At 70.7% G+C, this 13,320-nt stretch carries 7 protein-coding genes and 1 pseudogene; 1 reads left to right on the top strand and 7 read right to left on the bottom strand.

The window, feature by feature from the left end:
* Positions 1 to 50: 50 nt before the first annotated feature.
* The 6 genes from ACSMXW_RS34470 to xylB all read right to left on the bottom strand — a co-directional run bounded on the left by ACSMXW_RS34470 (position 51) and on the right by xylB (position 10,440).
* Positions 51 to 1,082 carry a Gfo/Idh/MocA family oxidoreductase gene (locus ACSMXW_RS34470; protein WP_485802189.1) on the bottom strand — a complete coding sequence of 344 codons (1,032 nt, stop codon included), beginning with the start codon at positions 1,080 to 1,082 and terminating at the stop codon, positions 51 to 53.
* Complete coding sequence (locus ACSMXW_RS34475) at positions 1,082 to 2,650, bottom strand: Rossmann-fold NAD(P)-binding domain-containing protein (protein ID WP_485802191.1); 1,569 nt, start codon at positions 2,648 to 2,650, stop codon at positions 1,082 to 1,084. Before ACSMXW_RS34475 ends, ACSMXW_RS34470 begins: the two co-directional genes overlap by 1 nt.
* Before the next feature lie 395 nt (positions 2,651 to 3,045).
* The gene (locus ACSMXW_RS34480; RefSeq protein ID WP_485802193.1) at positions 3,046 to 4,833 is read right to left on the bottom strand and encodes an ABC transporter ATP-binding protein; all 1,788 of its coding nucleotides are present in this window, start codon (positions 4,831 to 4,833) and stop codon (positions 3,046 to 3,048) included.
* 28 nt (positions 4,834 to 4,861) lie between these two features.
* Positions 4,862 to 6,898, bottom strand: a complete 2,037-nt coding sequence (locus ACSMXW_RS34485) for an AfsR/SARP family transcriptional regulator (protein WP_485802194.1) — start codon at positions 6,896 to 6,898, stop codon at positions 4,862 to 4,864.
* Positions 6,899 to 7,751: 853 nt separating this feature from the next.
* Positions 7,752 to 8,945, bottom strand: a complete 1,194-nt coding sequence (locus ACSMXW_RS34490) for an ROK family protein (protein WP_485802196.1) — start codon at positions 8,943 to 8,945, stop codon at positions 7,752 to 7,754.
* A gap of 61 nt (positions 8,946 to 9,006) precedes the next feature.
* Positions 9,007 to 10,440, bottom strand: coding sequence for a xylulokinase (gene xylB, locus ACSMXW_RS34495; RefSeq protein ID WP_485802198.1), 1,434 nt, complete (start codon positions 10,438 to 10,440; stop codon positions 9,007 to 9,009).
* Between the two features lie 185 nt (positions 10,441 to 10,625).
* Between xylB and xylA the strand changes: the two genes are divergently transcribed.
* Positions 10,626 to 11,792, top strand: coding sequence for a xylose isomerase (xylA, locus tag ACSMXW_RS34500; RefSeq protein ID WP_485802200.1), 1,167 nt, complete (start codon positions 10,626 to 10,628; stop codon positions 11,790 to 11,792).
* A gap of 138 nt (positions 11,793 to 11,930) precedes the next feature.
* On the opposite strand, the pseudogene ACSMXW_RS34505 reads toward xylA, so the two are convergent.
* A pseudogene (locus ACSMXW_RS34505) lies at positions 11,931 to 13,289 on the bottom strand (SWIM zinc finger family protein).
* Between the last annotated feature and the right edge of the window lie 31 nt (positions 13,290 to 13,320).

A 13,320-nucleotide genomic window follows, 5' to 3' on the forward strand; every position in this document is an offset into this window, starting at 1 on the left:
CGGCGGGGCGCCCCGGTGCCCCGGCGCACTTTCGTACGGAGACTCGGGCTCTACGGGGCGTATGAGAGGGCGTTCGCCGTCGTCACCAACCGCCGCAGTGAGCGCAGATCCGTCGGAGGGGCGCCCAGTCCCCGCAGCAGGTAGTCGAGGTAGCACCGGAGGGCGGAACGCATGGGGGAGTCGCTGACGGTCCAGGCCCGATGGGTGTCGGGGGTCCGGACGGTGAGCAGGTGGGTGTTGAGCGGGAGTTCCCTGCCGTCCGCGGTGACGGCCGGATCGAGTTGCAGGGTGAGCAGGGCAGGTCCCGCTCGGAGCTCGACGACGCGCCGGCGCCCGCCCCGGCCGGTGAGGTAGTCGCTGGACCAGCCCGCCGGGTCGCCTTGGACGTCCTGCCCTCCGGTGCTGGAGTAGAGATCGATGCCGACACCGCTGACGCTGCTGTGCTCCCGGGCGCTGGCCAGTCCCAGCTCCTCGTCAGCCGTCCTGACGACCGGCCTGGCCGCCGTCGCGAGGTAGCGGTCGTACTCCTGATCGCCGAGCACGGTGCGCAGACAGGTCAGCATGTGCAGCCACTCGTAGCCGAAGACGCCGTAGTCCCGGTCGACGAACCGGCCCCGGAGCGCGTCCTGCGAACGGTCCTTGCTGAACTCGATCCGCACCTCGTGGAGGGGGTACCGCTCGGCGACGGTGCGGAAGCGGCCTACGAACTCCGCGAGGGCGTGGGCGTGGGCGTACTGGTCCATGAGGGCGATCCGCCCGGCGGCGCCCTGGCTCACGAGGTGCGCGAGCTCGTCGACCTCCGACGGGGCGCAGGCCGGTTTCTCCACGATCACACGGGCGTCCGGCTCGACGGCGAGGATGCGGCGCAGGCAGGTCAGGTGTGCGGAAGTCGGGGTGCAGACGAGCCACACGTCGACCGTTCCCGCGGGCACCTCCTCGATCGTCCGCCACCAGGCACCGTCAGTACCGGGGGAGTGGGGGTCCACGACGACCACCGTGGCGCCCAGTTCGCGGAGCAGGCGGTGGTGCAGCCGGCCGACCTTGCCGAAGCCGACGACGCACACCTGCGGCGCCCCGTTCATCACGGGCGCCTGCCCGTCGAGGCCGCGAGGCCGGCGGCGGGGAGAGGCTCCCGGGCGCCGCGGTCGATGTACGTGTCGTAGTAGAGGTCGAAGAGGCCCGCCGAGTCGATCAGGCCGTCGACCTCGGAGACGTACACGCCCGGCGGCATCTCCCACAGTGAGCGGCAGACGGCCTTGGCGACGATGAACGTGCCGGCCCGGTAGGCGTCGTAGCCCTGGTTCGGGATGCCCTCGTAGTCGAACAGGTTGAGCGAGCGTCCGTCGCCCAGCAGCACCACGCGGGCTCCGGTCGGGAGGGTGTACTCCGTTCCGCAGTCCGCCACCGGCCGGCAGGGCAGGTCTTGGAGGTTCTGGGAGAAGAAACTGAAGTCCTTCGTGGCGAAGCCCGCGAGATGGACGCCGTCCGGCAGCGCGTCGAGGTCGCCCATGCCGATCGCCACCTCTCCGGTGCTGCCCGTCACCAGGAACGGTGCGCCGAGCAGGAGCGCGGAGCGCAGGGAACGCGCCGTCTCGAAACCCTCCTCCGCGGCACGCACCAGAGCGAGCGCGTCCGTGTCCACGACGACGACGCGGCTGCCGACGGCCCGCAGTGCTCTGGCCAGGCGGGCCCCCAGCGTCCCGAAGCCCAGACAGACCACCCGGCGGCCGAGGAACTTCTGCCCGCCCAGCAGGGCCCGGATACGGCGCAGACAGGAGTCGGCGATCTCGTTGTACCCGAGGTGGGTCTTCAGCGCGGAACGGGCCATGTTGAACACCGGGATCTCCACCCGCGAACCCGAGATGCGCTTGAGGCCGCTGACCGTCAACTCGATGGCCGCGTCGGCCTTCTCGTAGCCGAGCCCCTCGGCGGCCCCGCCCTGCGCGATGAGTCCGCCGTCGTCGATGATGAGGACGCGACGACCGGCCCTGTGCGCGGCCCGGATGAAGTCATTGACGTCGGCACCGACCTCCGCGGCGTGCCGCACCTCCTCGTCGGACGCCGTGCCGTTGATGACGGAGTTGTCGAGCACCGCACTGCGGTACCCCCGCTGGAGGAACCACGCGTGGACCCGGTCGCGGTGGGAGGTCCTGTCCCCCTTGGCGAGGGCGTAGATCCACTGGGGGTCGAGCCCGGCCTGCACGAAGGCATGCAGGAAGCCGACGCTGTTCTCGACGTAGTGATCCCGGAAGATCAGCGCCCACGACTTCAGCGCCTCATCGGGTTCCGCGTACCGGTTGAGGATCGGCATCGCCGCGATGATGCTCTCGGCCTCCGCCGCCGAATAGGCGCAGTTCCGGGCCCGGAGGTACGCGGTGAGGTCGTCGAGGAGGGCCGGTGGCCCGGCGGCGCGGACTCCGCTCGCGGTCAGGATGACCTCGGTCCGGGTGACTCCCTCCGGGGGAAGCGCCAGGGTGCCTCCGTGCTGTGCCGGCGTCGACCGGCCGAACACGAAGAGCTGCACCTGGTCCCCGACCAGGCTGAGCTGCACCCGGTCCTCGGAGTTCGAGGGCAGCTCGGCACAGGTGAGCCCGTGTTCCCGAGCGAATTCCAGTAGCGAGGCTTCGAGTCCGCGGATCTCCCCCGACATGGTCAGAGCACGGGCAGCCGAGCCGTAATCAATACCGACCTGTCCGGCCACAGTTTCTTGGTAGACCATTTGCAACCTCGTCGATTACGACGTCCGCGCTCCGTACCCCGGAGCAGCCGGTAACCGGCGCGGACGTTACCAATTGATCGGTGACTCTTTACGGTGTCTTTTGTGCAGGTACAGGCGCATTCGAGTGCGTCCTCAGAGAGCATCGCGAGCCGAGATAGTCACCAGATAGATATTTCATCCTCCGCATGCCGACGTACGGCGCGTTCCGGCGTCAGCGGGTTCGGCCGGACGCGCGGAATGTGACGAGGTCATGTCAATTGTTGGCCGGGGTTCTCCACGGCCGACCGGGCGGCGATCCGCGACGGCGGGTGCCGCAGCGGAGCCGGTCAGACTCGCGGCGAGGGCAGTGTCGGCGACGGGGACGAGGAGCCGGCTGGCGGCACGGCCGCCTCCGCGGAGGGCTGCTCGGAGAAGAGGAGTTCCCGGTAGGCCGCGCTGGAGGAGACCAGTTCCTCGTGCCGACCCGTCGCCACCACCCGGCCCGCGTCGAGCACCACGATGCGGTCGGCGCCCGCGAGGGTCGTCGCGCGCTGCGTGACCATCAGCACCGTCGCCTCCGCCGTCTCCTTCTTCAGAGCGGTCCGCAGTCGGGCGTCCGTGGCATGGTCGAGCGCCGAGAATGAGTCGTCGAACAGATAGATGTCGGGGCGCTGCACAAGGGTCCGCGCGATGGCGAGCCGCTGCCGCTGTCCGCCCGAGACATTGCGTCCGCCCTGGGCGATGGGCGCGTCGAGCCCGCCCTCCAAGGCCATCACGAATTGCCTGGCCTGCGCCACCGCGAGGGCATGCCACAATTCCTCGTCGGTGGCGTCCGGATTTCCGTACCTCAGGTTCGTGGCCACCGTGCCGGCGAAAAGATAGGGCCGCTGAGGCACGATACCGACGGCCTTCGCGAGAAGCCGGGGATCGAGGGCGCGCACATCCTGGTCCCCCACCCGGACAAGGCCCTCGCTGGGCTCCATCAGCCGCGGAACGAGATTCAGCAGAGTCGATTTGCCACTGCCCGTCGAACCGACGACGGCGATCGTCTCCCCGGGATCGGCCACCAGGTCGACCCGTCTGAGCACCGGTTCCTCTGCGCCCGGATAGCGGAAGCCCACACCCCGTATCTCCAGCCGGCCGCGCCTGCGCACCTGGGTTACGGCGGCGACTGGTGGCACGACGCAGGGGTGGGTGTCCAGTACCTCCTGGATGCGCTCCGCGCACACCTCGGCCCGCGGCAGCATCATGAACATGAGACTGGCCGTCAGCACGGATGTGGCGACCTGGGTCAGGTAGGAGAGAAAGGCGGTCAGCGCCCCGATGTCCAACGCGCCCCGGTCCATGCGGCCGGCACCGAACCAGATGATCGCGATCGAGGCCAGGTTCACGACTGTCATCACCGTGGGGAACATGAGCGCCATCAGGCGCCCCGTCGAGGACTGCATGCTCACCAGCGCGTGGTTGGCCTCGCTGAAGCGGTCGCGTTCGTAGGCGTCCCGGCCGAAGGCGCGGATCACCCGGCCGCCGGTGATCTGCTCACGCAGTACCCGGTTGACGCGGTCGATTCTCCTCTGCATACGGCGGTACAGCGGCCGCAGCCGACGGACCATGAGACCGACCGGGACTCCCATCGCCGGCACCACTGCGATCAGGACCGCCGACAGCGGCACGTCCTGACCGAGGGCCATGACGATCCCTCCGGCGCACATGAGGGGAGCGGTCACCGCCAGCGTCAGCGAGGTCAGTACGGCGTTCTGTACCTGCTGGACGTCGTTCGTGGTGCGGTTCACCAGCGAGGCCGTACCGAACCGCTGCATCTCCTGCTCGGAGAACGTCTGCACGTGTGCGAAGACCGCTGCGCGCACATCACGTCCGAAGGCCGCGGCCGTGCGAGCGCTGTGGCGTACGGCTCCCATGGCGCAGACGATCTGGAACACGCTGGCGGCCAGCATGAGGCCGCCGGCACCCAGGATGTAGTCCGTGTCTCCGTTCACGACGCCGTTGTCGATGATCTGTGCGTTGAGGGTGGGGAGGAACAGGTTGGCGGCGGTCCCCAGCAACTGGAACGCCGCCAGCGTCGCGATGTCTCCGCGATAGGGAGCGAGACGGACGCGCAGGAGTCGAACGAGCACGGAATCCCTCTTCAGGCGGCTACCGTCGTCAGGCGTGTACCGTCCCCGGAGAGGGGAGAACGAGGCCTTCGGCAGTCCGGCCTCCGGCACTCTCCGGAAGGGTCGCCTTCCGCTCTCTCAGGTAGGTGCGCAGGAGACTGGGCATCGTGTAGGTGAACGAGGAAACACGCGTCAGAAGACTCGACTCCAACAGGCCGCGGATCAGCGTGAGGGTTTCACGGACCGGGCGGCCCGACAGAGCCGCGCACTGCTCCGGCCCGTACAGGGTGTCAGGGAGCTCTGCCAGTCCCCTGAGCAGTTCGGCGGTCGTCGGGTCGAGAGAGGAATACGGCCCGTCGAAGGCGGCACTCACGTCGGCGAAGGCGTTCATGGCGCCAAGGGCCTCAAGGGGGCCCTTCTCTTCCATGCGCCCGGCGATCTCCCGCAGGGCGCAGTCGGGACACCGTGTCACATAGCTGGTGACAATGGCGAGAGCCAGCGGAAGTCCGTCGCAGGCCTCGATGATCCGGTCGATCACGTCGGGATGCGGCGACACGGCGGTGAGCCGCATGCGCTTGGTGAAGAACTCCCGGGCCTCCAGCGGAGGAAGACCGGACAGCTGCAGATTCCGCGCACCCCACCTGATGGTGAGGTCGGAGAGTTGGTTCCGGCTGGTGACGACGATGAGACAGTCGGACGAACCCGGCATCAGTTCCAGCACCTGCTCACCACGCTCGGCGCCGTCGAGCAGCAGCAGGAATCGCCGCCCCCTCAGCGCGCTGCGGTAGTAGGACTGCCGCGCCAGACGGTCCTGAGGCAGACGTGATGTGTCGATTCCGTAGCTTTCGAGCACCAGACGGCTCGCATGCATGGCGGCAGTGCGAGAGCGGTCGGCCTCACGGAGGTTGACATAGACCTGCCCGTCCGGGAAGAGGTGCCCGATCCGGTGGGCCCAATGGATCGCGAGAGTGCTCTTTCCCGTTCCACCCATGCCGCTGACCACGAGGGGAGGCAGCCCGGCGTCGCGCGACGCCAGGCACCTGTCCAACTCCGCGAGTTCTGCGGCACGGCCGGCGAACGCCGGGAGATCGGGCGGGAGCTGCGCCGGCGCGGGCGCCTCTCCCCGGCGCGTCGGGGAGGGCTTCGCGGGAGCCGACCCGCTCGGCACCAGGTCGGGATCGTCACGCAGTATGCGCATGTAGAGCTGCTGCAGCACGCCGCTCGGATCGATGCCGAGTTCCTCGGAGAGCACCGAGCGTGCCTCGCTGTAGGTCTGCAACGCGTCCGCACGCCGGTCGCTGCGGTAGAGAGCCATCATGTACAGGGCTCGGAAACGCTCGTCCACGGGGTGGTCGGCAACCAACCCCGCGAGTTCCGCCACGGCGGAGCTCACCATTCCCATCTCCAGGTCCAGGGTGAGGCACGTCGCCAGCGTGGACAGCCGCAACTCCTCCAGGTACGAGCGCTGTCGCTCGGCGGATTCTCCTGGGATTCCGCTCAGTGCCGTGTTTCCGTCCCAGAGGGCAAGCGCGGCTCTCAGGTGACGCAGAGCGGTGGCCACATCTCCCGTCTTGCGGGCGGTATCGGCTCTCCGTCTGTGCCGGTCGAAGATATTGAAATCCAGCATCTCCGGTGATAAATTGGCCAGATATCCGCCGGTCGCCGAGGTGATGACAGGCGGCTGGCCCGCTCTTCCGGCACCCAGGACTCGGCGTAACCGGTACACATAAGTGCGGACGGTCTTCTCCGCGGTGGCGATGGCATGGGAGCCCCACACGCCTTCGACAATGCGCTCAAGCGAGACGTATGTGCCCGCATGCATGAGGAGAATGGCGAGTACTGCGCGCTGCTGTGGACTTCCCAGGTCGAGTTCGGTCGCCCCGTCCCAGGCGGTGACCGGGCCCAGTATCGTGAATCTGAGGCCTTTCTCGTGGCCTCCTCCGTGAAGTATCGAGGAGTCACTGCTCAGCGGAGACGCCGATAATTGGGCAGCTCGGTCGAGTGCTGTTCGGTATGCCGTACCGGCCACGGTTGAGTGAAGCACTTTCCTCCCACCCCCATGACGTGCTCGGGGCTTATTGCACATTACAGCTGATTATCGTGGTCTCTCCTTGCGCTCACAACGGGACGACGTGTCGAAGAGATCACAGGTAAAAATAAGGTATCGCGGTAAACGGACTGCGCGGCTGCGCCGTCAATGCCGCCGCGGCGGGGGCGTGGAGCCGGGGCGGGTGGTGCCCGTGAGGCGTTCGGGGCGGGCGGCGAGATCCCGGCGGAGAGCAGCGGACGGTGTAGATGGGGCCGTGGTGATGACGGCTGGGGTTGGTCCGTACGGCCTCATGGCGGACGGGTCCGGCGGGCTCCGCCGGGCGGCCGGCGCCCTGCGGGCGGGCGGCCGGAGCGGGTGGCCCCGTCGAGGCGCACCCGAGCCCCGACGCGCGGCGCCTGTGGCCGGCGGCCACGGCGGGCCGTCCTGCTCGCCTGAGCCGGGGTTCCTCTGACGCACCGGGGAGGCAGCCGAGCTCACCTCCTCCAGCTCGCCGGTCTCCCTCTGGCTCCCCAGCCTGGTTTCAGTGTCGTCAACTACTCACGCCCCAAACGCTCGGACGGTGAGACGCGGTCTCCACGGAGGTTCACCCAGACCTCCTGTAAGGTCATCGAGGAGGTGCGCCATAGCTCTGCGAGCGTCTTGTCATCCTTGACCACAGGCAGGGGTATGTGATTCCACAGGGCTACGTAAAGCTCCGTCGCACGCCCGGAGAACTCGGCGTCCGCCTCGGCTGGGCCCGCCGCCCAGGGCTTCGTGGGCGGTCTCTACGGCAGCATGGGCGTCGCCCGGCTCGGCGCGGGCGCGGGCGACGTTGACGGAACCGTCCTTCACGTCGTGGAGCCGAAGCACCCGAGGACTTACCCAGCGCGGGCCCACCGCGGGGCGAGCCTCAGGTCGCGTTGGCGACGCCGGCCGGATCGTCCAGCACCGCCCGGACGACGGAGTGCGCGGCGCCGAGCAGCGGACCCTCCGGCCCCAGATGCGACACGGCGATCCCGCAGGCCGGGCTCGCCGTGCGCCGCTCCAACTCTGCCTCCAGCGACGGCAGCAACCACGGCGCCAGGCGTGACAGCGAGCCCCCCAGCACCACGGACTGCGGATCGAGCAGATTGACCGTGCCGGTGAGCGCTATGCCCATCGCGGTGCCGGCCTCCCGCAACGCCTTCCGCACCCGCTGATCCCCTTCGGCGGCCCGCTCGGCGAGCAGCCCGACACGCCCCTCGCCAGGGTCGAGCCCTGCTGCGCGCAAGACGGCTTCCTCGCCCGCGAACTGCTCCAGACACCCCTGCCCGCCGCACGCGCACGGCGGCCCCTCCGGATGCACCGGCACATGGCCGAGCTCACCCGCGAACCCCCGAGTGCCGCGCAGCAGCCGTCCGTCGACCACCACCGCGGCACCGATGCCGATCTCGGCGGACACATGGACGAAGTCGCCCGGGGCCGGCCGGCCGAGCCACAGTTCCGCGAGGGCACCGAGGTTGGCCTCATTGTCCACCGTGACCGGCGGGTGCGCGGGCAGCAGGTCGGTGAGGTCGGTGTCGTGCCAGTTCAGGTTGGGTGCCCTGACGACCGTACGGCTGTCCCGTGCCACCAGCCCGGGAACCGCCACGGCGAGTCCGGCCGGCCGGAGTCCCTCCGTGGCCACCGCGTCGATCACCTGCCGGACCAGTGCCGTCAGATCCGCGATCACCGGTTCGGGAGCGCGGCCTCTGTTGCTGACATGGCGCTCGGCGCGGGCCCGCACGTCCCCGCGGAGGTCGACGACGCACGCGGCGAGGTGATCCACACCGACCTCCGCCCCGACGCCGGCCGGGCCGCTGCCGCTGACCGCGAGCGCGGAGCCCGGGCGCCCGACCCGCCCCGGCCGCTCGGGACCCAGCTCCTGAAGGAGGCCGGCCCGGATCAGCTCGTCCACCAGGGTGGAGACGGCTGCCCGGGTGAGCCCGATCCGCGAGGCGACCGCCGCACGCGACATGGGGCCGTCGGCGGCGATCGCGTGCATCACTCGGGAGAGGTTCCTGCGGCGCATCCCCTGCTGTGTGTCGGGAGTGCCGTTGCCTGCCTCGTGCAGGGGTGCGGTCATACGGTGGGTCCTCTGTGCGGGAGGCCCGTGGCGGGTGCCACGGGCCCGGTCAAGCGTGCGGTCACGCCCGGTCGAGCAGCGGTGCGGCGTCGGAGAGCACCGCGCTGATCCGCTCCAGTGTCGCCTCGTCCCGCTCGACGGCCTCCAGCACCGGACCCTCGGCCGTGCCCCACCGCTGGGCGACCGCCGCGGGGTCCTCGCCCGTCAGGACGCCCGCGGCCTGGGCGGCGGCACCCAGGGCGACCAGCTCCTTGGCCTCGGGGATCTGCACCGGCCGCCCGGACAGCCGGCGTACCGTCTGCTGCCAGGCGGTGCCCCGGGCTCCGCCGCCGATCAGCAGCAGCGGAGTCGAGCGGTCCGCAGCCGCGTCGAGTACCAGGTCCAGCGCGCCCAGCAGCGAGTGGACCGCGCCGTCGTACGCCGCCTGGAGCAACTGCCCGGCCGTCGTCTCGTGCCGCAGACCGTGCAGCAGACCCGAAGCGCCGGGCAGTGCCGGGGTCCGCTCGCCGTCCAGGTACGGCAGGAGGGTGACCTCGCCGCCCGGTTCCACCGCCTCGCGGTCCCGGCCGAGCAAGGCGGCGATCCGGTCGACGGCGAGCGTGCAGTTGAGGGTGCACGCCAGGGGCAGCCAGTCGCCCCGGGCGTCGGCGAATCCGGCGACGATACCGGTGGGGTCCGACGGCCTGCTCTGGGACACGGCGTAGACCGTGCCGGACGTGCCGAGGCTGAGGACGGGGGTTCCGGTCCGCAGGCCGAGGCCCAGCGCGGCGGCCGCGTTGTCGCCGGTGCCGGGCGCCACCAGCGTGCCCCTCGCGAACGGCAGGTCGCTGCCGTCGCGGACCGTGCCTGCGACCTCCCCGGGGCGCACGACACGGGGCAGCAGCGCAGGATCGAGTCCCACCCGGCCCAGGATGTCCTCGTCGTACGACTCGGTGGACGACGCCCACCAGCCCGTCCCCGAGGCGTCGCCGCGGTCGGTGGTGCCCGTGCCCGTCAGACGCTCGGTCAGGTAGTCGTGGGGGAGCCGGACCGCGGCCGTGGCACGGGCCGCCTCGGGCTCGTGCTCGGTGAGCCAGGCCCACTTGGTGACCGTGAACGACGGCCCGGGGACGCTGCCGAAGCGGTCGGCCCACTCCTTCGCGCCGCCCAGCTCCTCGATGAGCCGCTGCGCCTGGGGTGCCGAACGCACGTCGTTCCACAGCAGCGCCGGGCGTACCGGATTGCCCTGGGCGTCCAGGGTGACAAGACCGTGCTGCTGGCCGCCCACCGAGACCGCCGCCGCCTCGTGTGCCGCGTCACCGCACTGGGCCAGCGCCTCCAGGAGGGCGCTCCACCACTGCTCCGGATCGCTCTCCCGGCCGGCGCCCGACGTCACCGTGTGCCCGGCCTGCCCGCTCGCCACGACACGTCCGGTGGCGACATCGACGACCAGGGCCTTCGTGGACTGGGTGGACGAGTCCACCCCGACGACGAGTGGTCCATCGGCTGCTGTCATCGGGCTCTCCGTTTCTGCGGCGTGTACCGGACCTGTTTGAACTGTTCTCGTCGGATCACCGGATGCAGGGGCCTGCGGTGTGCGATCCGTCGCGATCTGCGCTCCCCGGCTTCCCAGGGCTGCGTATGCATACTAATTTGTAAAGTGCCATGACGAAATAGCGTGAGCGAGCGAGGAGCCGTGTCATGAGTTTTCAGCCCACCCCCGAGGACAGGTTCACCTTCGGTCTGTGGACCGTCGGCTGGCAGGGGAGGGACCCCTTCGGCGACGCCACCCGTCCGGCCCTCGATCCGGTCGAGTCCGTGCAGCGCCTGGCCGAGCTCGGTGCCTACGGCGTCACCTTCCACGACAACGACCTGATTCCGTTCGGTGCCACGGAGACGGAGCGCGAGTCCCACATCAAGCGCTTCCGGCAGGCTCTCGACGCCACCGGCATGGTGGTGCCGATGGCCACCACGAACCTGTTCACGCACCCCGTCTTCAAGGACGGCGGCTTCACCGCCAACGACCGCGACGTGCGCCGGTACGCCATCCGCAAGACGATCCGGAACATCGACCTCGCGGTGGAGCTGGGTGCCAAGACCTATGTGGCCTGGGGCGGCCGTGAGGGCTCGGAGTCCGGCGGCGCGAAGGACGTACGGGACGCGCTCGACCGCATGAAGGAGGCCTTCGACCTGCTGGGCGAGTACGTCACCTCCCAGGGGTACGACATCCGTTTCGCGATCGAGCCCAAGCCGAACGAGCCGCGCGGCGACATCCTTCTGCCGACCGTCGGCCACGCGCTCGCCTTCATCGAGCGTCTGGAGCGGCCGGAGCTGTACGGCGTCAACCCGGAGGTCGGCCACGAGCAGATGGCGGGCCTCAACTTCCCGCACGGCATCGCCCAGGCGCTGTGGGCGGGCAAGCTCTACCACATCGACCTGAACGGCCAGTCGGGCATCAAGTACGACCAGGACCTGCGTTTCGGTGCCGGTGACCTCCGTGCCGCCTTCTGGCTCGTGGACCTCCTGGAGCGCGGCGGGTACGAGGGCCCGCGGCACTTCGACTTCAAGCCCCCGCGGACCGAGGACTTCGAGGGCGTGTGGGCCTCGGCCGCAGGGTGCATGCGCAACTACCTCATCCTCAAGGAGCGTGCTGCGGCCTTCCGCGCCGATCCGGAGGTCCAGGAGGCGCTGCGGGCCTCGCGCCTGGACGAGCTGGCCCAGCCCACCGCCGCTGACGGCCTGTCCGGGCTGCTTGCCGACCGGAGCGCCTTCGAGGAGTTCGACGTGGAGGCCGCCGCCCGGCGCGGCATGGCCTTCGAGCGGCTCGACCAGCTGGCGATGGACCACCTGCTGGCGGCGCGCGGCTGACGCCGCACCTCGTGCGCCGGGGCCGTGGGAGGGTGCTCCCGTGGCCCCGGACGCGGCTTTGCGGCGCCCCTCTTCCGCGATCGTATGGAGTCCGGGCCTGGCCTGTCCGGCTCCGTGGAGCTTGCCGAGCCGGGGCTGTCAGCCGGACTCCACGGCCTGGGCGAGGGCCGAGGCCGGATCAGGGGCGCCCGGCCCCGCCGGCGCCCGGTGACCGTGCTCCTCGCGGTTCGGCCACCAGCGGCCCTCGAGATCGAGGCGCACCCGCGCGCGGCCGTCATCCGTGGTCCAGCGGTTCCCGGCCCTCCTCCCAAGGCCCGGGCGTTCGTCGTCGTCCCACGCCGTGTCGAGTGCGGCACGCGCGCGTGCCTACGTCTCCGGGGCCGGTTCCAGCTCCTCTTCGAGCACCCGCAGTGCGGCCACCCCGCCGTGCGCCCACGCGCGTACGGCCCGGGAGAGGGCGGCGGTGCCCCGTCCGCTGCCGGCGGCCAGCCGGGCGGCGGTCTCCGCTTCCGCGCCCTGGCCGGGGCCGGGCCGTGCGGCCGCGATCCGGACGGCGTCCTGAGCCACGGTGAGCTCCCAGGGCGGTGTCCCCCTCCGCCGGGCGGGCGCCGCCGTGAGCAGCCGGTGGGCCTCCTCCGCGGCACGTGCTGCGATGCATTCCAGACCGTCGACGTCGATACCGGGCACCGGTTCCACGCCACTGCCCAGGAACGGCGGCCCCCCGGGCGCGGCGGGCGGCTGCGGCGGCCCGGGCAGCGGCGGAAGGACGCCCCCGGAGACGTATGTCTCCGCGGCGTCCACCCCGGTCAGGCCGTACGGGTCGGCGGTGCCCGTCCCGGGCGCGTCGTGGTCGGCCGGTGCCGGCGTGCGCTCCTGGAGCTCGTCCAGCAGGTCCCGTTCGGCCCGGCCACGCATCAGGAACAGGACGAACGGGTCTGAGTCGAGGAGCCGGGCTACCTGATGGCACAGGGCCGCGGTGTGACCGCAGTGGTCCCGGGCACCGCAGTCGCAGGCGGGCTCCTGGTCCCCGACGCCGGGCAGCAGCTCGACACCGGCCGCCATGGCGTCCGCCACGAGGTCCGGCGGAATGTCGCGCTCACACAGGGCCGCGATGTGCCCGGCGCGCTCGACCGTCATGGCCAGGAACCGGTCCCACTCGGCATCGCTCAGCGGCTGGACCAGCACATCGGAGCGGTGCGCTGTGCGGTCCGGGTCCCTGACCACCGCCGTGATTCTTCCCGGCCGCACCGAGACGGCTCCGACCGCACCGGCCCGCGCCAGCCGCCGGCCCGCCTTTGACCTGCCCGCCTTGACCTGCCCGCCGTCGAGGGCGGTGTTCTCCAGGGCCTTCAGCCGGGCATGCCCCCACCAGGTCCGTGCGAAGGCACTCCCGCGCGCGGGAGGCAGGGCTTCGAAGGTCCGGGCGTGCTCGTCCCGGTCATCCCGCCGGTCCTCGCCGCACCCGTCCGCCGCTTCGTCGTCGTACTCGTCCCCCATCCCGCCGCCTTCCGCACGGTGGTCGTCCGCC

It is taken from the genome of Streptomyces sp. DSM 116793 (assembly GCF_057320905.1).

What these genes read in the sequence shown, in the direction of transcription:
- ACSMXW_RS34490 (WP_485802196.1), bottom strand. Translation starts at nt 8,945, where the DNA reads ATGACCGCACCCCTGCACGAGGCAGGCAACGGCACTCCCGACACACAG.
- ACSMXW_RS34470 (WP_485802189.1), bottom strand. Translation starts at nt 1,082, where the DNA reads ATGAACGGGGCGCCGCAGGTGTGCGTCGTCGGCTTCGGCAAGGTCGGC.
- ACSMXW_RS34485 (WP_485802194.1), bottom strand. Translation starts at nt 6,898, where the DNA reads ATGTGCAATAAGCCCCGAGCACGTCATGGGGGTGGGAGGAAAGTGCTT.
- xylB (WP_485802198.1), bottom strand. Translation starts at nt 10,440, where the DNA reads ATGACAGCAGCCGATGGACCACTCGTCGTCGGGGTGGACTCGTCCACC.
- xylA (WP_485802200.1), top strand. Translation starts at nt 10,626, where the DNA reads ATGAGTTTTCAGCCCACCCCCGAGGACAGGTTCACCTTCGGTCTGTGG.
- ACSMXW_RS34475 (WP_485802191.1), bottom strand. Translation starts at nt 2,650, where the DNA reads ATGTCGGGGGAGATCCGCGGACTCGAAGCCTCGCTACTGGAATTCGCT.